Below are 20,949 nucleotides of genomic sequence, written 5' to 3'. Positions count from 1 at the left end.
ACAGCGACGCTAGGCGGGATACCCGACAGCTTCTGGCGTGATTTCCTTCAGTTCGCCGTCGAGCAGCAGCCAGCGGGTGATGCCGATCGACTCCAGGAACGGCAGGTCGTGGCCGGCCACGATCAGCGCGCCCTCGTAGGACTCCAGCGCGGTGGTGAGCTGACGGACGCTCGCCATGTCGAGGTTGTTCGTCGGCTCGTCCAGCAGCAGCAGCTGCGGGGCGGGCTCGGCGAGCATCAACGCGGCCAGGGCCGCGCGGAAACGCTCGCCGCCGGACAGCGTGGCCGCCGTCTGGTCGGCGCGGGCGCCCCGGAACAGGAAGCGGGCGAGCCGCGCCCGGATCCGGTTGTTGGTGGCGCCCGGCGCGAACCGGGCCACGTTCTCGGCGACGGTCAGCTCGTCGTCCAGGACGTCGAGGCGCTGCGGCAGGAATCGCAGCGGCACATGCGCCGTCGCCTCGCCCGACACCGGCGCGAGTTCCCCGGCGATCGTGCGCAGCAGCGTGGTCTTGCCGGCGCCGTTGCGCCCGATCAGCGCGATCCGCTCGGGACCGTGCAGATCGAAGCCGCCCTCGACGCGCGCGCCGTAAGCCAGCCGGAGGTCCCGCAGGGTCAGCACGCCGCGGCCGGGGGGTACGGCCGTGTACGGCAGCTCGACGCGGATCTCGTCGTCGTCCCGTACGGCCTCCACGGCCTCGTCGAGCCGCTCCCTGGCCTCGGCGAGCTTCTCCTCGTGCATGATGCGGTGCTTGCCCGCGGACTCCTGTGCCGCGCGCTTGCGCGCCCCCATGACGATCTTCGGCTCGCGTTTCTGGTCCCACATCCTCTGCCCGTACCGCTTGCGGCGGGCCAGTTTGACCTGGGCGTCGACCAGTTCGCGCTTCTGCTTGCGCAGGTCGGTCTCCGCCACGCGCACCATGCGCTCGGCGGCCTCCTGCTCGACGGCGAGCGCCTCCTCGTAGGCGGAGAAGCTGCCGCCGTACCAGGCGATCTCCCCGCCGCGCAGGTCGGCGATCCGGTCGACCCGCTCCAGCAGTTCGCGGTCGTGGCTCACCACGACCATCACGCCCGGCCAGGACTCCACGGCCGCGTACAGCCGACGGCGGGCGTACAGGTCGAGGTTGTTGGTGGGCTCGTCCAGCAGCAGCACCTCCGGTCGGCGCAGCAGCAGCGCGGCCAGCCGCAGCAGCACGGACTCGCCGCCCGAGACCTCGCCGATGGTGCGGTCCAACGCGACGTGACCCAGGCCGAGTTCGCCGAGGGTGGCGAGTGCGCGCTCCTCGACGTCCCAGTCGTCGCCGATGGTCTCGAAGTGCTCCTCGGCGGCGTCACCGGCCTCGATGGCGTGCAGCGCGGCACGCTGCGCGGCGATGCCGAGCGCCTGGTCGACGCGCAGCGCCGTGTCGAGCGTGACGTTCTGCGGCAGATGGCCGATCTCCCCGGCGACGCGCACGGCGCCGCCGGTGGGGGCCAGCTCCCCGGCGATCAGCTTCAGCAGGGTGGACTTCCCGGACCCGTTGACGCCGACCAGCCCGGTGCGGCCGGGGCCGAACGACGCGTCCAGGCCGTCGAAGACGACCGTGCCGTCCGGCCAGGCGAAGGACAGGGAGGTACAGGTGAGGGATACGGACATGGGGCCTCGCGGTTGCTCGTATGCGGAAGGAAGGGACAAACGCATATCGAGACACCGCGAGACGGCAACCGCTGAGAATCCGGAACGGCGCGAGGGGAACAGCGAAGCCCTGTGCCGGGGGACGGCTCGTATGCCGAGGTCGCACGCTACGCACACACCTGACGGGTGGGGCGCGGTGTCTCAGGACCTCAGACGAGCAACGTCCTTCTCCAATCGACGGCAACAGGACCGCTGTCCAGCGTAGGGAGCAGGGTGTGGGGCTGTCAACGAATTAAACGGCCACCGTACGCCCACGCGCGCGTACGTCGCTCAGCAGGCGTCCCGCATCAGCTCCGCCAGGCCGTGGTCCAGGTCGAGCTGCAGGTGCTCAAGGCCCACCGGCACCAGCTCGCTCGTGGCCCGCAGGAAGCGCTGGATCTCACCGGTGCGGACATGGACGACGGCGGTGCCCTCGGGGGCGTGGAACTCCAGGACCGTGCGGTCGAAGCCGTACGGCCGCACCCGGACGTCGCCGTGGCCCTCCGGGCCCTCCAGGCCGGCCGCGAGCAGCTCACGGGAGAAGGTCCAGCAGACCTCCACGCCCTCCAGGGTGGCCGGCGCGGGGAAGGTCATCCGGACCGCGAACGGGTCCCGGCGGTCGTAGTGCAGCGTGGCGGGGATGTTCGGCATCCGGGGCGCGGCGGCGACGAGACGCGCCTGAACGGGCTGCTCGATGACGGTGGACAACGCCTGGCTCCCTTGGGACGGCTGGACGGATGGACGGACGCAGGAGGTGGATGAGGCCGGTCACCTCAAGAGACGACGGAACCGGCCGATCCGTGCACACACAGAGCGAGTGACCTCTGTCACCGCCTTCATGCACCGCGGTGGCCGACTGCTTCTGTGCGGGCCGGTGGCCGACTGCTTCCGGCGTGCGGGCGAGGCCAGTTGGGGCGGGAGGTGCTCTGGACGGCACCGGGGTGGTGGGCTAGCTTCGCCCGCCATGAGGATCGCGAGGGCCATGAGGAGCAAGGGACCCAAGGGGCGCCCGGGCCGCAGCACCGCCTCGGCGACGCTGTGCGCCGCGGTGCTCGCCGCGCTGGCGGCCGTCCCGGCACAGGCGCACGACGGCACGGACCGGACGCCGCACGGGCCGCAGCACCGGACGCCGCACTGGGCGGTCAAGGACACCGGTGCGCCCAGCGTCCGCTTCCGCGGGCTGGCGGCCGTGGACCGGTACACCGCGTGGGTGGCCGGCACCGGGGGGACCGTGCTGCGCACCACCGACGGCGGGGCGAGCTGGCGCAACGTCTCCCCGCCGGGCGCCGGCGAGCTGCAGTTCCGCGATGTGGAGGCGTTCGACGCGCGCCGGGCCGTCGTGCTGGCGATCGGCGAGGGCGAGGCGTCCCGCGTGTACCGCACCGAGGACGGCGGCGTGACCTGGACGGAGTCCTTCCGCAACACCGACCCGAAGGCCTTCTACGACTGCCTGGCCTTCTTCGACCCCCGGCACGGCCTGGCGATGAGCGACCCCGTCGACGGGCGGTTCCGCATCCTGTCCACCCGTGACGGCGGCCGCTCCTGGACGGTGCTGCCCGCGCGCGGCATGCCCGCCGCGCTCGACGGCGAGGCGGGGTTCGCGGCGAGCGGCCAGTGCCTGGTCACCTCCGGCCCGAAGGACGTCTGGCTGGCCACCGGCGGAGCCGCCCACGCGCGCGTGCTGCACTCCGCCGACCGCGGCCTGACCTGGACGGCCGCCGACGCCCCCGTCCCGGCCGGCGACCCGGCCCGCGGCGTCTTCGCGCTCGCCTTCCGCGACCGCGCCCACGGACTGGCCGTCGGCGGCGACTACCGCCCCGAGCAGTCCTCCCCGCTCGCCGCCGCGGTGACCGCCGACGGCGGCCGCACCTGGCGCCCGGCCGACCGGCCGCCGCCCGCCTACCGCTCGGGCGCCGCCTGGCTCCCGCACAGCCGCGGCGCCGCCCTCGCCGTCGGGCCCACCGGCACCGACCTCACCACCGACGGCGGGCGCACCTGGCGCATCGTCGACACCGGGTCGTACGACACCGTGGACTGCACGGCGGACCGGGCGTGTTGGGCCGCGGGCGAGCAGGGGCGCGTGGCCCGCATGGAGCCCTGAAACAGGCCCCGGAGAGCGGATTCGGGTCCAATGGGGGTACTCGGGGACCGCATCCGGAAGGAAGTGAACGCACATGCCACGCGGTTCCAGCCCCAAGCGGGAACGCCAGTACGAACACATCAAGGAGAGCGCCGAGGAACGCGGCGCGAGCACCGGGCGCGCCAAGGAGATGGCCGCACGGACCGTCAACAAGGAACGCGCCCGCTCCGGCGAGTCCAAGACCGCCAGCCGCACCTCCACCAAGGACATGTCGTCCGGCAAGCGGGGCGGCCAGCGGTCCGGCAAGGGCCAGGGCTCCCAGGGCCAGACCTATGACCAGTTGTACGAGGAGGCCAAGCGCCGGGACATCTCCGGCCGTTCGAACATGAACAAGAGCGAGCTGCAGCGCGCCCTCGGCAAGTGAGCGGTACCGCTCAGCCGAGGGTCTCGCGGTGGCGTTCCAGCTCCGGCGCCGTCTTGGTGGCGATGAACTCGGTGATGCGGTACTCGCAGACGCCCGCGGCGACGAAGGGGTCGCCCGCGGCGATCGCCTCTATCTGCGCGCGGTCCCCCGCGACGGCGATGATCACCCCGCCATCGCGGGGTTCCTTGCGTCCGGAGGCCAGGACGTGGCCCTGGGCGTACAGCTCGTCCAGCCACACGACATGGTCCTTCAGGACGGCGTCGACGGCCTCGAGCGGGGCGGTGTAGATCAGCTCCATCACGAACATGATCAGGAGCCTACGCCGGGCCGCCGCGGCACCGTAGGCTCAGGGCCATCATGACGACCGTACGCATCCCGGCGGGCTGGCCCGCGACCGAGGAAGAGGCCCGGGCCGTGCAGGACCGACTGCGCGCGCGGGTGGTGCTCGACGAGCCGGGGCCGCTGCCCGGCACCGGCCACGTCACCGGCGTCGACGTGGCCTACGACGACGAACGCGACGTCGTCGCCGCTGCGGCCGTCGTCCTGGACGCCGCGACCCTCGGCGTCGTCGCCGAGGCCACCGCCGTCGGCCAGGTCTCCTTCCCCTACGTGCCCGGGCTGCTCGCCTTCCGCGAGATGCCCACGGTGCTGGCCGCCCTCGCCGCCCTGCCCTGCCCGCCCGGGCTGGTCGTCTGCGACGGCTACGGCCTCGCCCACCCGCGCCGCTTCGGGCTCGCCAGCCACCTCGGTGTGCTCACCGGGCTGCCCACCATCGGCGTCGCCAAGAACCCGTTCACCTTCACCCACGACGAGCCGGACGCGCCGCGCGGCTCCTCCTCGCCGCTGCTGGCCGGGCAGGAGGAGGTGGGCCGGGCACTGCGCACCCGCGACGGCGTCAAGCCGGTCTTCGTGTCCGTTGGCCACCGCGTGAGCCTCGCCGGCGCCTGCGCGCACACGCTGGCGCTGACACCGGCCTACCGGCTGCCGGAGACGACCCGCCGGGCCGACGCGCTGTGCCGCCGGGCGCTTCAGGAGGCGACGACCCGCCAGGCGCCCACCTCCTTGTAGGCCGAGTCGTACACGGCCGCCCCGTCGCCGGTCTCCAGCGGGTAGTGGTGGACGTTGCCGGCCCAGTACCGCAGCATCCGGCTCAGCTCCCGCGCCTTGTCCTCGCTGCTCGCCGCCTCGTCCAGGGTGATGTCGAGAAGGAACTTCATGCCGTCCATCGTTTCACTGACGTGCCCGGTGAGACTTTCGCCGATGGCAAGGCCGGGACGGCTGCCCTGTCGCCGGTGAAAGTCTCAAAGCGGGGTGCACCTGAGTACGCGGGCTGAGTACGCGTACGGATGTGCCGCGGCCCGGCGGCCGGAAGGCTGACCCGTATGACGGCACATCGCGCACCCAGGCCCCGCACCCAGCCCGCCCGGCCCGTCGAGCGCGCGGTGAACGCCGCGCTCGTCCTCGGCGCGCTCGCCGGCCTCGCCTGGATCTGCGCCATGATCTACACGGTGGCGACCTGGACGCTGTAGGGCGCCGCCGGGCCCGGACCGGCCGCGCGCCTCAGCGGTGCGCCGCGACCCGGAAGACGATCCCCGCGGCCCGGAGCCGTTCGGTCAGCGCCTCGCCCATCGCCACCGCCGTGGTGACCTGCCCGGACGTCGGCGGCAGGTCGTCGCAGGACAGCGACAGGGCCGCCTCGGCGAAGATCTTCGCGGTCTCGCCGTAGCCGGGGTCGCCGCCCGACACCTCGGTGAAGACGCGCCGGCCGCCGCCCTCGCCGACGAAACGCACCCGGAACCAGCTGCGGGCCCGCTTCTCGGCGTCCGGTCCCTCGCCCGGCCGCACCCGGTCCGACAACCAGCGCCGCGCGGGCGGCACTTGCGCGGCCACCGCGACCGCGCCCACCGCGGCGACCCCGCCGGCCGCGACCGGCAGCCGGCGCACGGCCGCGTAGTGGCGGTAGCGGAAGTCGGGACCGTAGCGGTCCAGGGAGCGCGCCGACCGCTGGACGACCTGCGGGTCGATGGTCGGCAGCGGCAGCGCCCACGCGCCGATCTCGCGCGCGTAGTGCGGCACGCCGATCGGGGCGGTGGCCCGGCGGCCCACCAGCCGCGGCTCGTGCCGCGCGCGGTCCCGGGCAGCCGCCAGCATCTGCCGCCCGCGAGCGAACTGGTTCAGCGCCGAGGCCAGCGTGCCGCCCGAGAAGGCCGCGTCGACGGACACGAATCCGTCCACGGTCAGCGGCACGTCCGGCGGCAGCTGCCCCACTGTGAACAGCACCCCCAGATCGTGCGGCACCGAGTCGAAGCCGCACGCGTGCACCAGGCGCGCACCCGTCTCCCGCGCGCGTGCGTCGTGCCGGACGTACATCAGGTCCACGAACTCCGGCTCGCCGGTGAGGTCGAGATAGTCGGTGCCGGCCTCCGCGCAGGCGGCGACGAGCTGCTCGCCGTAACGGATGTACGGCCCGACCGTGGTCGCCACCACGCGCGCGTGCCCGGCGAGCTCCCGCAGCGACGCCGCGTCGGCGACGTCGGCCCGCAGCACCCCGATCCGCTCGCCGCCGGGCAGCCGCTCCCGCAGCCGCTCCAGTTTCGACGTGTCGCGTCCCGCCACGGCCCAGCGCAGGTCGCCGGGCGCGTGCGCGGCGAGGTACTCCGCGGTGAGCGTCCCGACGAAGCCGGTGGCTCCGAAGAGCACGATGTCGTACGGACGGTCGGTCCTGGTCGGCCTGCTCATGACACCCTCGCCTCGTTCGGCAGCCTGCTCATGACACCCCTCGATTCGTTCGGCAGCCTGCCGTCGGTTCGCTCGGCCGCGCCGCTGTCGGTGGCCGAGGCTAGCGTGAGGAGTGCGCGAGCGGACGGCGAGGCCGGAGGTGACGGATGGCTGTGGCCAGAAGTGCCCACAGGAAGTGGGAGAAAGTACGCGCGTTCGCCCTCTCCCTGCCGGGTGCGGCCGAGGAGTTCCCCTGGGGTGAGACGGTCGTCAAGGTGAACAGGAAGGTGTTCGCCTTCCTCGGCGTCGACGACGGCAGCTACCCCCCGGCGCTGACCGTGAAGCTCACGGACGAGTCGGCCCACACGCATGCCCTGACCTCCCCGGGCGGCGAGCCGGCCGGGTACGGCCTGGGCAGAGCGGGCTGGGTGCGCATCCCGCTGGAGGAACCCGGCGCCCCGGCCGCCGAACTGCTGTGCGACTGGGTGGAGGAGAGCTACCGCACCATCGCGCCCAAGCGGCTCGTCACCGAGCTGGACGCCGGGTGAGCCGCACTCCCGTCGCATCCTGTCCATAATTGGCTAAGCGCTTGCTCGCCCGGGTCTTGTGCCCGGTGGAACACATTCTTAGCATCACTGGTGTTACATCGGTTGTGTCACAGCGAGGGGGCTGGATGGCCACGGCACCGACGACGCCCGCCGACGGTCCGGTACCGACGGCGCCCGGGCCCGGGCCGCTGACCGGCGTGCGCGTGGTGGAGCTGGCCGGCATCGGCCCCGGCCCGTTCGCCGCCATGCTCCTGGCCGACCTCGGCGCCGACGTGGTCCGCGTCGACCGGCCCGGCGGCCCCGGCCTCGGGATCGACCCGGCGTACGACGTCACCAACCGCAACAAGCGCTCGGTGGTGGTCGATCTGAAGGCCGCCGACGGCCCGGAGCGCGTCCTCGCCCTGGCCGCCCGCGCCGACCTCCTCATCGAGGGCTACCGCCCCGGCGTCGCCGAGCGCCTCGGCGTGGGACCCGAGCCCTGCCACGCCCGCAACCCCAAGTTGGTCTACGGCCGCATGACCGGCTGGGGCCAGGACGGCCCCCTCGCCCACCGCGCCGGTCACGACATCGGCTACATCGCCGTCACCGGCGCCCTCGGCATGATCGGCAGCCCCGACCAGCCGCCCCCGCCGCCGGCCAACCTGCTCGGCGACTACGCCGGCGGCTCCCTCTACCTCGTCGTCGGCCTCCTCGCCGCACTGCACCACGCGCGAGCGTACGGCACCGGGCAGGTCGTCGACGCCGCGATCGTCGACGGCACCGCCCATCTGTCGGCGATGATCCACGGCATGCTCGCGGCCGGCGGCTGGCAGGACCGGCGCGGCGCCAACCTCCTCGACGGCGGCTGCCCCTTCTACGGCACCTACGAGACCGCCGACGGCCGGTACATGGCGGTGGGCGCGCTCGAGCCGCGGTTCTACGACGCGTTCACGGACCTGCTCGGCCTCGAAGGCGACGCCGCGGCCCGGCACGACGCCGCTCGCTGGGGCGAACTGCGCGAGGCGGTCGCCGCCCGCTTCACAGCCCGCACCCAAGCCGAGTGGACGGCCGTCTTCGAGGGCTCCGACGCCTGCGTGGCGCCCGTGCTCTCGCTCCGCGAGGCCCCGCACCACCCCCACCTCGCCGCCCGCTCCACCTTCACCGACCACGGCGGCATCACCCAGCCGGCCCCGGCGCCCCGCTTCTCCGCGACGCCGACCACCGTCCGCAGCGGCCCCGCGCGGCCCGGCGCCGACACCGCCGACGTGGCCCGCGACTGGGACGTACCCGAACTGCTGCCCCCGCCGTCCTCCCACCCTCAGCGAAAGGCCTCCTCGTGAGCACCGAAGCGTACGTGTACGACGCGATCCGCACCCCGCGCGGACGCGGCAAGGCGAACGGCTCCCTGCACGGCACGAAGCCCGTCGACCTGGTCGTCGGCCTCATCCACGAGATCCGCGCCCGCTTCCCGGGCCTGGACCCGGCGGCGGTCGACGACATCGTGCTCGGCGTGGTCGGTCCGGTCGGAGACCAGGGCTCCGACATCGCGCGGATCGCCGCGATCGCCGCCGGCCTGCCCGACACGGTCGCCGGCGTGCAGGAGAACCGCTTCTGTGCCTCCGGTCTGGAGGCGGTCAACCTGGCCGCCGCCAAGGTCCGTTCCGGCTGGGAGGACCTGGTCCTCGCGGGCGGCGTGGAGTCGATGTCCCGGGTGCCGATGGCCTCCGACGGCGGCGCCTGGTTCAACGACCCGATGACCAACCTCGCCACCAACTTCGTGCCGCAGGGCATCGGCGCCGACCTCATCGCCACCATCGAGGGCTTCACCCGCCGGGACGTCGACGAGTACGCGGCGCTGTCCCAGGAGCGTGCGGCCACCGCCTGGAAGGAGGGCCGCTTCGAGCGGTCCGTCGTGCCCGTGAAGGACCGCAGCGGCCTCGTCGTCCTCGACCACGACGAGCACCTGCGCCCGGGCACCACCGCCGACTCCCTCGCCAAGCTCAAGCCGTCCTTCGCGGACATCGGCGAACTGGGCGGCTTCGACGCCGTCGCGCTGCAGAAGTACCACTGGGTGGAGCAGATCGACCACGTCCACCACGCGGGCAACTCCTCCGGCATCGTCGACGGCGCCTCCCTCGTCGCCATCGGCTCCAAGGAGGTCGGCGAGCGGTACGGCCTCACCCCGCGCGCCCGGATCGTCTCCGCCGCGGTGTCCGGCTCCGAGCCCACCATCATGCTCACCGGCCCCGCCCCGGCCACCCGCAAGGCCCTCGCCAAGGCCGGGCTGACCATCGACGACATCGACCTCGTCGAGATCAACGAGGCGTTCGCCGCGGTCGTGCTGCGCTTCGTGAAGGACATGGGCCTGTCGCTGGACAAGGTCAACGTCAACGGCGGTGCCATCGCGCTGGGCCACCCGCTCGGCGCGACCGGCGCGATGATCCTCGGCACCCTCGTCGACGAACTGGAGCGCCAGGACAAGCGCTACGGCCTCGCCACCCTGTGCGTGGGCGGCGGCATGGGCGTCGCCACCGTCGTCGAGCGCATCTGACCTTCCCAACGGATCACCACGGACCATCACGGAGCAGCTTCCATGAGCACTGAGCCCACCACCATCCGCTGGGAACAGGACGACACCGGTGTCGTCACCCTCGTCCTCGACGACCCGAACCAGTCCGCCAACACCATGAACCAGGCGTTCCGCGACTCGCTCGGCGCGGTCGCCGACCGCCTGGAGGCCGAGAAGGACTCGATCCGCGGCGTCATCGTCACCTCCGCCAAGAAGACCTTCTTCGCCGGCGGCGATCTGCGCGACCTCATCCGCGTCACCCCCGACACCGCCCAGGACCTCTTCGACGGCGGCATGGCCATCAAGCGCAACCTGCGCCGCATCGAGACCCTCGGCAAGCCCGTCGTCGCCGCGCTCAACGGCGCCGCCCTGGGCGGCGGCTACGAGATCGCGCTGGCCTGCCACCACCGCGTCGCCCTGGACGCCCCCGGCTCCAGGATCGGCTGCCCGGAGGTCACCCTCGGCCTGCTCCCCGGAGGCGGCGGCGTCGTACGCACCGTCCGGCTGCTCGGCATCACCGACGCCCTGCTGAAGGTCCTCCTCCAGGGCACCCAGTACAGCCCGCGCCGCGCCCTCGACAACGGCCTCGTGGACGAGGTCGTCGACAGCCGCGAGGAACTGATCGCGCGGGCCCGCGCCTTCATCGACGCCCACCCCGAGTCCCAGCAGCCCTGGGACCGCCCCGGCTACCGCATCCCCGGCGGCACCCCGTCGAACCCGAAGTTCGCCGCCAACCTGCCCGCCTTCCCCGCGAGTCTGCGCAAGCAGACGGGCGGCGCCCCCTACCCGGCCCCGCGCAACATCCTCGCCGCCGCCGTCGAGGGCGCCCAGGTCGACTTCGAGACCGCGCAGATCATCGAGGCCCGCTACTTCGTGGAACTGGCCGCGGGCCAGACCTCGAAGAACATGATCCAGGCGTTCTTCTTCGACCTCCAGGCCGTCAACTCCGGCGCCAACCGGCCCAAGGGCGTCGAGCCGCGCACGGTCCGCAAGGTCGCCGTGCTCGGCGCCGGCATGATGGGCGCCGGCATCGCCTACTCCTGCGCCCGCGCCGGCATCGACGTCGTCCTCAAGGACGTCGCCCTGGAAGCCGCCGTCAAGGGCAAGGGCTACTCCGAGAAGCTGTGCGCCAAGGCCGTCGCCAAGGGCCGTACGACGCAGGAGAAGGCCGACGCGCTGCTCGCCCGCATCACGCCCACCGCCGACGCCGCCGACCTCGCGGGCTGCGACGCCGTCATCGAGGCCGTGTTCGAGGACACCGCGCTCAAGCACAAGGTGTTCCAGGAGATCGAGTCCGTCGTCGCGCCGGACGCGCTGCTGTGCTCCAACACCTCCACGCTGCCCATCACCACGCTCGCCGAGGGCGTGGAGCGGCAGGGCGACTTCATCGGTCTGCACTTCTTCTCACCGGTCGACAAGATGCCCCTGGTGGAGATCATCAAGGGCGAGCGCACCGGCGACGAGGCCCTCGCCCGCGCCTTCGACCTGGTCCGGCAGATCAACAAGACGCCGATCGTCGTCAACGATTCGCGCGGCTTCTTCACCTCCCGGGTCATCGGGCACTTCATCAACGAGGGTGTGGCCATGGTCGGCGAGGGCATCGAGCCCGCGTCCGTCGAGCAGGCCGCGGCCCAGGCCGGCTACCCGGCCAAGGTGCTGTCCCTGATGGACGACCTGACGCTGACCCTGCCGCGCAAGATCCGGAGCGAGACCAAGCGTGCCGTGGAGGAGTCGGGCGGCACCTGGACGGCGCACCCGGCCGAGGCCGTCATCGACCGCATGGTCGACGAGTTCGGCCGCACCGGCCGCAGCGGCGGCGCGGGCTTCTACGAGTACGGCGAGGACGGCAAGCGGCTGCGCCTGTGGCCGGGCCTGCGCGAGCACTTCGGGGGTTCCGGGGGTCGCACCCCGGGCAAGCACAGCACGCGGGAGGGGCGCGAGATCCCCTTCCGTGACATGCAGGAGCGCATGCTGTTCTCCGAGGCGCTGGACACCGTCCGGCTGCTGGAGGAGGGGGTGCTCACCTCGGTCGCCGACGCCAACATCGGCTCGATCCTCGGCATCGGCTTCCCCGGCTGGACGGGCGGCGTGCTGCAGTACATCAACGGCTACGACGGTGGTCTGCCCGGCTTCGTGGCACGCGCGCGTGAGCTGGCCGAGCGCTACGGCGAGCGCTTCACGCCGCCGGCGCTGCTGGTGGACAAGGCGGAGAAGGGGGAGACCTTCACGGACGGGCGCTGAGCGGCCGTATCGCAGCCGCCGTATCACTCGTCGGCGCTGTCCAGCCACTCCCGCAGTTCCTCCCGCAGGGACCGCTGGAAGGTGGTGAGCAGGGCCTGCACCACCAGCGGGTGCATATGGGCGGACAGCGACTTCACGTCCTGCGGGCCGCGGTCGGCGACCGCGGCCCGCAGCAGCCCCGACAGCTCCCGCGCGGCCGCGCGGGAGTGCTCGATCAGCGCGGTGCGGGCGGCGAGCACCGTCTCCTGCGACAGCGGTACGTCCAGCAGCTCGACGCCGAGCCGCAGCAGCCCGGCGTCGACGCGGAACGCGTCACCGTCCTGCGCTCCGTCCGGCGCGACCACGTCCATGGCCGTCAGCCGCCGCAGCTCTTCGTCGCCGAGCACGCGGCCCGCCCGCCGCTCCAGCTCCTCCCGGCTCACCGACTCCACGGTGTCCGGCGCCCAGGACGCCACCACCGCCCGGTGCAGGGCGAGGTCGCGGGCGCTCAGGTCGGCCGGGAGCTGCCGCAGATACCGCTCGATCGCGGCGAGCGTCATGCCCTGTCGCTGCAGTTCCTCGATCAGCGCCAGCCGGGCGAGATGACCGGCGCCGTAGCGGCCGACCCGGCGCGGGCCCAGCACCGGCGGCGGGAGCAGACCTTTGGTGCTGTAGAAACGGACCGTGCGGACGGTGACGCCCGCGCGGGCGGCCAGCTCGTCGATCGTGAGGGTCGGCTCCTCGGTGGTCGTCATGTGCAGCAGTATCACTGTCTCACCGGTGCTGTGACACCCGTCGGGCGAAGAGCGGACCGGTCGTCCGCCCTGGTGAACGAGGTGTGAACCCCATGTGAGAAGAACCGCTCTGTGACATGGACCATCGCATGAGAAGTGATCCACCTGGGAAGCTGCTGCCTTGGTCTGTGCCGTGAGGGGGTGGTGCGGGCCGAGCCACGTACGAGTCCCGAGGGCAACCCGCTCGGGCCGCACCAGAGAGTGGAACCACCCGTGAGCAAGGAAGCCGTGCACACGGCACAGGCCGCCGCACACCCCGCGGCGACCGCTACGCCCGCGGACGCGGGCGACGCCGGTTACAGCAAGGACCTCAAGCACCGCCACGTCAACATGATCGCGATCGGCGGCGCGATCGGCACCGGCCTCTTCCTGGGCGCCGGCGGCCGGCTGCACAACGCGGGCCCCGCCCTCGCGCTGGCCTACCTCGTCTGCGGCGTCTTCGCCTTCTTCGTGGTGCGCGCGCTGGGCGAGCTGGTCCTCTACCGCCCCTCCTCGGGATCCTTCGTGTCGTACGCGCGCGAGTTCCTCGGCGAGAAGGGCGCGTACGTCGCCGGCTGGATGTACTTCCTGAACTGGTCGACGACCGGTATCGCCGACATCACCGCGATCGCGCTGTACACGCATTACTGGAGTCTGTTCACGCCCGTCCCGCAGTGGGTGCTGGCGCTGATCGCGCTCGCGGTGGTGCTCACCGTGAACCTGATCTCGGTGAAGATCTTCGGCGAGATGGAGTTCTGGTTCTCGATCATCAAGGTGGTCACGCTCGTCGCCTTCATGCTGATCGGCATCTTCCTGCTGGCCACCCAGCACAAGGTGGGCGGTCACACGCCCGGCCTCAGCGTGATCAGCGACCACGGCGGCGTCTTCCCGCACGGCGTGATGCCGGTCGTCCTGGTGATGCAGGGCGTGATCTTCGCCTACGCCGCGCTGGAGCTGGTCGGCGTCGCGGCCGGCGAGACCTCCGAGCCGGAGAAGATCGTCCCGCGCGCGGTGAACTCGATCATGTGGCGCGTCGGCCTGTTCTACGTCGGCTCCGTCGTGCTGCTGGCGCTGCTGCTGCCAGGGTCGGTGTACTCCGGTGACCAGAGCCCCTTCGTGACCGTGCTGTCGAAGATCGGCGTGCCGGCGGCCGGCGACGTGATGAACCTCGTCGTCCTGACCGCGGCCATGTCCTCGCTGAACTCCGGTCTGTACTCCACGGGCCGCATCCTGCGCTCCATGGCGATGGCGGGCTCGGCGCCGAAGTTCACCCGCGTCATGAGCCGCAGCCAGGTGCCCTACGGCGGCATCCTGCTGACCTGCGGCATCTGCGTGCTGGGTGTGGGGCTGAACTACCTGGTCCCGAGCCAGGCCTTCGAGATCGTGCTGAACGTGGCCTCCCTCGGCATCATCAGCACCTGGGTGATCATCATGATCTGCCACCTGGTCTTCGTGCGCCGGGCCAAGGCGGGCCTGGTCACCCGGCCGCACTTCCGTCTGCCGGGGAGCCCCGTCACCGAGATCGCCACGGTCGCGTTCCTGCTGGCCTGCCTCGGCATGATGTGGAACGACCCCGACGTCGGCCGCAAGACGCTGCTGCTGATCCCCGCGATCGGGGTGCTCCTGGTCGCCGGCTGGTTCGCCGTCCGCCGCCGCGTGGCCCAGAACGCGGAGCGCGAAGTCACGCAGTAGCAGGCCATGGCCACTGTCAGCGGCACTGTCAGTGGCACCCCCTAGGGTGGCGTCATGTCGGAGATCGCATATGTCCGGGGTGACGCCACCGCGCCGCCGGTCAAGGGCGTCAAGCTGATCGCCCACGTCTGCAACGACATGGGGGGCTGGGGGAAGGGTTTCGTGCTGGCGCTCTCGCGGCGCTGGCCGGAGCCGGAGAAGGCCTACCGCGCCTGGCACCGCGACCGCGCGGCGAACGACTTCGGTCTCGGCTCCGTGCAATTCGTCCAGGTCGAGCGGCAGGTCTGGGTGGCCAACATGATCGGCCAGCGGGGCACCCGGACGGGCAGCAAGGGCGTCCCGGTCCGCTACGAGGCCATCGACGCGGCGCTGACCCGCGTCGCGGACCAGGCCCTCGGCCTCGGAGCGTCCGTCCACATGCCCCGCATCGGCTGCGGCCTCGCCGGCGGACGGTGGTCCCGCGTGGAGCCCTTGATCATCGAGCGGCTGGTGAAGCGGGAAGTCGCCGTGACGGTGTACGACCACGGGGAGGCGCAGTGAGCCGGGACCTCGACGTTCTCGTGCTGGGCGGGGCCGGGGTGGACACGATCGTCCAGGTGCCCGAGCTGCCGCTGCCGTATGCCGACAGTTACATGATCGACTCCGGTATCCGCACCCGCGCCGGGCAGACCGGCGACTTCGTCTCGCTCGGCCTGGCCGCCCTGGGCCTCGCCGTCCACCACGCCGATCTGCTCGGTGACGACCCGGAGGGCGACCTGGTGCGCGCCCTGCACCGCGAGCACGGCATCGCGCTCACCGCGATTCCGCAGCCGGCCGGCACCAAACGCGCGGTGAACCTGGTCGGCCCGGACGGCCGCGGCCTGTCGCTGTACGACACCAGCCGCAGCCGCCCCGGCGACCGGCTGCCCGAGGACACCGTCCGCGGCCTCGCCGCCACCGCCCGGCACGCGCACGTGTGCATCACCCAGCCGTGCGCCGACGCCCTGCCGGTGCTGCGCGCGGCCGGCGTGACCATCTCCACCGACCTGCACGACTGGGACGGCGAGAACCCCTACCACGAGCCGTTCGCCCTCGGCGCCGACATCGTCTTCCTGTCCGCTGCCGCGCTGACCGACCCGGAGCGCACCCTGCGCCGCATCGCCGACAAGGGCCGGGCCCGCCTCGCGGTCGCGACGGCCGGGGCGGAGGGCGCCCACGTGCTGGCCGACGGCACGCTGACCCGCATACCCGCGGCGGCGCCGCCCGCACCGGTGGTGGACTCCAACGGCGCGGGCGACGCCTTCGCCGCCGGTTTCCTCTTCGGTTTCCTGAACGGCGAGCCACCCCGGCGCTGCGCCCTCTACGGCACGCTGGCCGGCGCCCACGCCTGCACGGTCCCGGCGACCCGCACGTCCCCCCTCGGCCGCACCGAACTCCTGGCCCGTGCGGCCGAGGCCGAACCCGTCACCGGCTAGCCGTCCCGGTGTCACCCGCCCCGCGTCGACCGGCCGACCCCGCGTCACCCGCCCGGCGCCGGTCCGCCGACCCCGCGTCGGGCCCGCCGACCCGGCGGCACCCACCCCGCGTCGGCCCGCCGGCCCGGCGTCACCCGCCCCGCGCCGGCCGGCCGGCCCGGCGTCACGCCTGCCGTGCCGGCCTCCGCCGTGCGCTCAGTGCCCGTGCACCTCGTTCGTCGCGGCGATCTTCTTCCACGACTTCGGCTGGGCCGGAGCCGTCGTGGTGCGCGCCGACGACTTCGCGTGGGCCGCGGGCGCGCTCGGCTTCACCGGCTCGTACAGCCAGGTGTCGAAGAGGGCCGCCAGCGGCTTGCCGGAGACCTGCTCGGCGTAGCGCTGGAAGTCGGCCACCGACGCGTTGCCGTAGGCGTACCGCTGCGGCCAGCCCTTCAGGATCCTGAAGAAGGCGTCGTCGCCGACCTCGTTGCGCAGCGCCTGGATGGCCAGCGCGCCCCGGTCGTAGACCGCGGTGTCGAACTGGTTGTCCGGGCCCGGGTCGCCCGGCTTCACGGTCCAGAAGGGATCGTCGGCCGGGTGCGAGGCGTACGTGTAGTCCGCGAGCTCCTGCGCGGTGCCCTCACCCTCGTGCTCCGACCACAGCCACTGCGCGTACCGCGCGAAGCCCTCGTTGATCCAGATGTCCTTCCAGCTCTTGAGCGACACGCTGTCGCCCCACCACTGGTGGGCCAGCTCGTGCACGACGACGGAGGTGTTGGCGCCGTTCGCGAACTGCCGCGGGCTGTAGTAGACGCGGGTCTGGGTCTCCAGCGCGTACCCGGTGGTCGTGTTGGGCACATAGCCGCCCGCCGACGAGAACGGGTAGGGGCCGAAGTAGCCGCTCAGCCAGTCGACGAGTTCCCCGGTGCGCTCCACGCTCGCCCGCGCCGCGCCGTCGTTGTCGCCGAGGTCCTTGCTGTAGGCGTTGACGACGGGGACGCCGCCCTCGGAGGTGGACGTGGTGATGTCGAACCTGCCCAGCGCCAAGGTGGCCAGATACGTGGCCTGTGGCTTGTTCTCGCGCCAGTTCCACCGCGTCCAGCCGAGCTTGGAACTCGTCGACTGCAGGGTGCCGTTGGACAGGGCCTGCGTCCCGTCGGGCACGAGTACCGACACGTCGTAGGTGGCCTTGTCCAGCGGATGGTCGTTGCTCGGGAACCACCACCAGGCCGCTTCCGGCTCGTTCGCCCCGATGCCGCCGTCCGGGGTGCGGTGCCAGCTCGTGAAGCCGTACGCCTTCTTCGACGACGGCACCCCGCTGTAGCGCACGACGACGGTGACCGCCGTCCCCTTCGGCAGCGGCGTCCTCGGCGTGATCACCAGCTCGTGCTCGCCGGACGTGGTGAAGGAGGCCTTGGCCCCGTTGACCCGGACCTCGCTCACGTCCAGCAGGAAGTCCAGGTCGAACCGCGACAGATCCTGCGTGGTCCGCGCCAGGATCGTCGCCGTGCCCTCCAACTCGTCGGTGGCCGGCTGGTACTTCAGCCTCAGGTCGTAGTGGGAGACGTCGTATCCGCCGTTGCCGTAGGCCGGGTAGTAGGGGTCGCCGATGCCCGGGGCGCCGGGGGAGAAGCCCGCCGCCGATGCCGGGATCGCCAGCAGGACGGAGGCGGCGGCCAGTGCGCCCGGCGCGATGATTCTGCGGTGCACGAAAGCTCCAAGTCGTAGGGGACCGAAGTTCGTTCGACCCTATTGAGTCCCTCCGCCCCCGGTCATGTCCATGGCCCCTCCTGTCACACGATCGCCATTCAGCCGTCATGACCGAAGGTGTGCGACGCTCCTCACCGCCTGCCCGCGCGGCATTGCTCACAGGCCCCCGTGTGCGCTCTTCTGTACGGGAGTTGACCGATGTACCGTCCGCGCATGCCGAAACGCACGCGCTTCACGACCACAAGAACGCTCGTGACAGCCGCGGTCGCCGCCCTGGTGGCCGCCCTCCTCACCCCGGCCGCCGCGCACGGCACCCCGCGCGAGAGCCGGCCCGTCTACTCGTACGCGCACGCCATCCGCGAAGCCGTCTGGGTGGACACCGGACTCGACGGCGACGGCCGCACCGACCGCGTTGCCGCGGACATCGTGCGGCCCCGCGAGCCGGCCGCGCAGCACCGCAAGGTGCCCGTCATCATGGATGCCAGCCCCTACTACTCCTGCTGCGGCCGCGGCAACGAGAGCCAGCAGAAGACCTACGACGCGCACGGCGACGTCGTCCAGATGCCGCTCTTCTACGACAACTACTTCGTCCCGCGCGGCTACGCGGTCATCGGCGTCGACCTCGCCGGCACCAGCCGCTCCGACGGCTGCGTCGACGTCGGCGGCCGCTCCGACGTCCTCTCCGCCAAGGCCGTGATCGACTGGCTGGGCGGCCGCGCGAAGGCGTACACCTCCCGCACCGGGAACACCGCCGTCCGTGCCGACTGGACCAACGGCCGCACGGGCATGATCGGCAAGAGCTGGGACGGCACCATCGCCAACGGCGTCGCCGCGACCGGCGTCAAGGGCCTGAAGACCATCGTCCCGATCAGCGCGATCTCCTCCTGGTACGACTACTACTTCCAGCAGGGCGCCCCGCTGTACGACTCCGGCCCCGAGTGGCTGTCCGACTACGTCGAGAGCCCCGACGCCCGCGCCAGGTGCGCCGCCGTACAGCAGAAGTTGGTCGCGGGCGCGCCCCGCAGCGGCGACTGGACCAGGCTGTGGACCGAACGCGACTACGTGAAGGACGCGAAGAAGGTCCGCGCCAGCGTCTTCCTCGTGCACGGCATGCAGGACCTCAACGTGCGCACCAAGCACCTCGGCCAGTGGTGGGACGCCCTCGCGAAGAACGGCGTCCAGCGCAAGATCTGGCTCTCCCAGACCGGTCACGTCGACCCCTTCGACTTCCGCCGTGCCGCATGGGTCGACACCCTGCACCGCTGGTTCGACCACGAACTGCTCGGCTACGACAACGGCATCGACCGCGAACCCATGGCCGACATCGAACGCGGGCCCGACCACTGGGTCACCTCGCCCGTCTGGCCGCCGAACGGCACCCGGCTCACGACCCTGCGGCCCGCCCCGGGCGCCCAGCCCGGCGTCGGCACCCTCGGCCTGCGCCCGGCCGGCGGCACCGCCGCCTTCACCGACGACCCGACGCACAGCGAGACCGACTGGGCCGCGCAGCTCGACCGGCCGACCCCCGACAAGGCCGGCTTCACCACCGCCCCGCTCACCCGCGACCTGCGTCTGTCCGGCTCCTCGACGGTGACCGTCACCGCGACCCCGACCACCGCCACGGCCCATCTGTCGGCCGTCCTCGTCGACGTCGGCCCCGCCACCATCCGGGACTACGCCGACGCCGCCGAGGGCATCACCACCCTCACCGACCGCACCTGCTGGGGCGCGAGCACCGCGGGCGACAGCGCGTGCTTCAAGGAGACGCGGGCCAAGACCACCGACGTCGGCTACACCGTCGTCAGCCGCGGCTGGGCCGACCTCGGCACCTGGGCCGATCCCGGCAAGGGCGCGCCGCTCGTCCCGGGCCGGGCGTACACGATCACCGTCGATCTCGCGGCGACCGACCACGTCGTACCCGAGGGACACCGGCTGGCGCTGATCGTGGCCGGCACCGACAAGGACCTCATCGACCCGCCGTCCACCACCCCGGCCCTCACCCTCGACCTGGCCCGGACCTCCGCCCGGCTCCCGCTCGTCGGCGGCGCCGGAGCCTTCGCCCGCGCCACGGCCGCAGCGGCCACCCCCGCCCCGCATCCGACCCCACTGGAGGGCGTGCGCGGGCCCCGGAACACCCCGCGCGTGCCCTGACCCTCACCAGGGAGCCTCAGGAGGGGGCGGCCAGTGCGGCCGCCTCCTGCGCACAGCCCCACGCCACGGTGACGCCCGCGCCGCCGTGCCCGTAGTTGTGCACCACCAGCCGCCCGTCCGGCCGCCGTTCCCGCTCCAGGCGGACCGCGTGCCGGGCGGGCCGCAGCCCCACCCGGTGCTCCAGCACCCGCGCCCCGGCCACCTCCGGCCGCAGCGCCGCGCACCGCCGCACGATCGCCTCGGCCACGGCCGGGTCGGGCTCGGTGGACCAGTCGCCGTCCTGCGCGGTGCCGCCGAGCAGCAGACGGTCCGGGTGCGGCAGCAGATAGGCCAACTCGCCGTCGGCCGTGGTCGAGACGAGCCAGGTGCGCACGCCGGGGTTCTCCACCACGACCAGCTGCCCGCGCACCGGCCGCACCGCCGGATCGGGGACCAGCCGACGGGCGCCCAGACCGGTGCAGTTCACCACCACCGGGGCCGGCACCCGGTCGAGGCCGGACACCGTACGCTCCTCGACGATCCCGCCCGCCGCCGTGAACCGCCGCCGCAGCCACGGCAGATGCACCGCCATGTCGATCAGCGGCAGCCGTGCCCACACCCCCGACCCGGCGTACTCCTGCGGCGTCGAGGCGCGCAGCCCCGGCAGCCGCGCGGCCGCCCACCCGGCGACCTCGTCCAGCTCGCTCTCGCCCAGCACCCCTTCGACCATGCGAACGCCGGTCGCCTCCGGTCGCTGTGCCAGCTCCTCGTACACGTCCAGGGAGCGCAGCGCCCACGTCCGCGCCGAGGCCACCGGCTCGATGTGGTACGGCCACCACAGCGCACCGGCGACCGCCGACGTCGTCCGCTCCACCGGGTCCCGCGTCCACACCCGCACCCGCCGGCCTTGCTCGGCGAGCACCACGGCGGTCGTCAGGCCCACCACCCCGCCACCGACCACGATCACGTCGTCCCCGCGCTCACTCTCCACACCGGGACCGTAGCCGAATGTGTCATGCCGCG

Annotated in this window: 20 protein-coding genes; 12 read left to right on the top strand and 8 right to left on the bottom strand. The window is 72.6% G+C overall.

Annotation, left to right across the window (positions count from 1 at the left end; all coding sequences use genetic code 11):
• Positions 1-9: 9 nt before the first annotated feature.
• Both AC0B9F_RS07115 and ssgD read right to left on the bottom strand, forming a co-directional pair.
• The gene (locus AC0B9F_RS07115) at positions 10-1,632 is read right to left on the bottom strand and encodes an ABC-F family ATP-binding cassette domain-containing protein (protein ID WP_471999393.1); all 1,623 of its coding nucleotides are present in this window, start codon (positions 1,630-1,632) and stop codon (positions 10-12) included.
• Positions 1,633-1,941: 309 nt separating this feature from the next.
• A complete protein-coding gene (gene ssgD, locus AC0B9F_RS07110; protein WP_471999391.1) occupies positions 1,942-2,358 on the bottom strand; it encodes a spore wall synthesis regulator SsgD in 417 nt (138 codons plus the stop codon).
• Between the two features lie 274 nt (positions 2,359-2,632).
• Here ssgD and AC0B9F_RS07105 point away from each other — a divergent pair, with 274 nt between their 5' ends.
• Positions 2,633-3,751, top strand: coding sequence for a WD40/YVTN/BNR-like repeat-containing protein (locus tag AC0B9F_RS07105; RefSeq protein ID WP_471999389.1), 1,119 nt, complete (start codon positions 2,633-2,635; stop codon positions 3,749-3,751).
• A gap of 73 nt (positions 3,752-3,824) precedes the next feature.
• Complete coding sequence (locus tag AC0B9F_RS07100) at positions 3,825-4,154, top strand: plasmid stabilization protein (protein ID WP_471999386.1); 330 nt, start codon at positions 3,825-3,827, stop codon at positions 4,152-4,154.
• 10 nt (positions 4,155-4,164) lie between these two features.
• Here AC0B9F_RS07100 and AC0B9F_RS07095 read toward each other — a convergent pair whose 3' ends face one another.
• Positions 4,165-4,461 carry a YciI family protein gene (locus AC0B9F_RS07095; RefSeq protein ID WP_471175479.1) on the bottom strand — a complete coding sequence of 99 codons (297 nt, stop codon included), beginning with the start codon at positions 4,459-4,461 and terminating at the stop codon, positions 4,165-4,167.
• A 50-nt stretch (positions 4,462-4,511) separates the two neighbouring features.
• Between AC0B9F_RS07095 and AC0B9F_RS07090 the strand changes: the two genes are divergently transcribed.
• Complete coding sequence (locus AC0B9F_RS07090; RefSeq protein WP_471999381.1) at positions 4,512-5,222, top strand: endonuclease V; 711 nt, start codon at positions 4,512-4,514, stop codon at positions 5,220-5,222.
• Here the strand turns inward: AC0B9F_RS07090 and AC0B9F_RS07085 are convergent.
• A complete protein-coding gene (locus AC0B9F_RS07085; RefSeq protein WP_471999378.1) occupies positions 5,183-5,371 on the bottom strand; it encodes a hypothetical protein in 189 nt (62 codons plus the stop codon). The genes AC0B9F_RS07090 and AC0B9F_RS07085 overlap by 40 nt on opposite strands.
• Positions 5,372-5,536: 165 nt before the next feature.
• On the opposite strand from AC0B9F_RS07085, the gene mmpA reads away from it, so the two are divergent.
• Positions 5,537-5,683 carry a morphogenic membrane protein MmpA gene (mmpA, locus tag AC0B9F_RS07080; RefSeq protein ID WP_471999376.1) on the top strand — a complete coding sequence of 49 codons (147 nt, stop codon included), beginning with the start codon at positions 5,537-5,539 and terminating at the stop codon, positions 5,681-5,683.
• A 31-nt stretch (positions 5,684-5,714) separates the two neighbouring features.
• Here mmpA and AC0B9F_RS07075 read toward each other — a convergent pair whose 3' ends face one another.
• Positions 5,715-6,893 (bottom strand): saccharopine dehydrogenase family protein, encoded by a 1,179-nt coding sequence (locus tag AC0B9F_RS07075; protein WP_471999375.1) that lies wholly within the window; start codon positions 6,891-6,893, stop codon positions 5,715-5,717.
• 146 nt (positions 6,894-7,039) lie between these two features.
• On the opposite strand from AC0B9F_RS07075, the gene AC0B9F_RS07070 reads away from it, so the two are divergent.
• From AC0B9F_RS07070 to AC0B9F_RS07055, 4 genes are all read left to right on the top strand, one after another.
• Positions 7,040-7,420, top strand: a complete 381-nt coding sequence (locus tag AC0B9F_RS07070) for an MmcQ/YjbR family DNA-binding protein (protein WP_471999373.1) — start codon at positions 7,040-7,042, stop codon at positions 7,418-7,420.
• A gap of 125 nt (positions 7,421-7,545) precedes the next feature.
• Complete coding sequence (locus AC0B9F_RS07065) at positions 7,546-8,739, top strand: CaiB/BaiF CoA transferase family protein (protein WP_471999371.1); 1,194 nt, start codon at positions 7,546-7,548, stop codon at positions 8,737-8,739.
• A complete protein-coding gene (locus tag AC0B9F_RS07060) occupies positions 8,736-9,950 on the top strand; it encodes an acetyl-CoA C-acetyltransferase (RefSeq protein ID WP_471999369.1) in 1,215 nt (404 codons plus the stop codon). The genes AC0B9F_RS07065 and AC0B9F_RS07060 overlap by 4 nt, the downstream gene beginning before the upstream one ends.
• A gap of 42 nt (positions 9,951-9,992) precedes the next feature.
• On the top strand, positions 9,993-12,209 hold the full coding sequence (locus AC0B9F_RS07055; RefSeq protein ID WP_471999367.1) for a 3-hydroxyacyl-CoA dehydrogenase NAD-binding domain-containing protein: 2,217 nt from the start codon (positions 9,993-9,995) through the stop codon (positions 12,207-12,209).
• Between the two features lie 23 nt (positions 12,210-12,232).
• Here the strand turns inward: AC0B9F_RS07055 and AC0B9F_RS07050 are convergent, their stop codons facing one another.
• Positions 12,233-12,943, bottom strand: coding sequence for a MerR family transcriptional regulator (locus AC0B9F_RS07050; protein ID WP_471999365.1), 711 nt, complete (start codon positions 12,941-12,943; stop codon positions 12,233-12,235).
• Between the two features lie 252 nt (positions 12,944-13,195).
• Here AC0B9F_RS07050 and AC0B9F_RS07045 point away from each other — a divergent pair, with 252 nt between their 5' ends.
• From AC0B9F_RS07045 to AC0B9F_RS07035, 3 genes are read left to right on the top strand one after another with little or no spacing between them, the layout of a single operon-like run.
• Positions 13,196-14,653, top strand: a complete 1,458-nt coding sequence (locus tag AC0B9F_RS07045; protein ID WP_471999363.1) for an amino acid permease — start codon at positions 13,196-13,198, stop codon at positions 14,651-14,653.
• Between the two features lie 54 nt (positions 14,654-14,707).
• Positions 14,708-15,193, top strand: coding sequence for a macro domain-containing protein (locus AC0B9F_RS07040; RefSeq protein WP_471999361.1), 486 nt, complete (start codon positions 14,708-14,710; stop codon positions 15,191-15,193).
• On the top strand, positions 15,190-16,107 hold the full coding sequence (locus tag AC0B9F_RS07035; RefSeq protein WP_471999358.1) for an adenosine kinase: 918 nt from the start codon (positions 15,190-15,192) through the stop codon (positions 16,105-16,107). Before AC0B9F_RS07040 ends, AC0B9F_RS07035 begins: the two co-directional genes overlap by 4 nt.
• A 195-nt stretch (positions 16,108-16,302) precedes the next feature.
• Here AC0B9F_RS07035 and AC0B9F_RS07030 read toward each other — a convergent pair whose 3' ends face one another.
• The gene (locus tag AC0B9F_RS07030; RefSeq protein ID WP_471999356.1) at positions 16,303-17,796 is read right to left on the bottom strand and encodes a M1 family metallopeptidase; all 1,494 of its coding nucleotides are present in this window, start codon (positions 17,794-17,796) and stop codon (positions 16,303-16,305) included.
• Between the two features lie 213 nt (positions 17,797-18,009).
• Here AC0B9F_RS07030 and AC0B9F_RS07025 point away from each other — a divergent pair, with 213 nt between their 5' ends.
• On the top strand, positions 18,010-19,947 hold the full coding sequence (locus AC0B9F_RS07025) for a Xaa-Pro dipeptidyl-peptidase (protein ID WP_471999354.1): 1,938 nt from the start codon (positions 18,010-18,012) through the stop codon (positions 19,945-19,947).
• 16 nt (positions 19,948-19,963) lie between these two features.
• Here AC0B9F_RS07025 and AC0B9F_RS07020 read toward each other — a convergent pair whose 3' ends face one another.
• Complete coding sequence (locus tag AC0B9F_RS07020; RefSeq protein ID WP_471999352.1) at positions 19,964-20,917, bottom strand: FAD-dependent oxidoreductase; 954 nt, start codon at positions 20,915-20,917, stop codon at positions 19,964-19,966.
• Positions 20,918-20,949 lie beyond the last annotated feature (32 nt).

The sequence above is a fragment of the Streptomyces sp. NPDC097129 genome, assembly GCF_055668065.1.
This window is presented reverse-complemented; position numbering and strand designations above follow the sequence as displayed.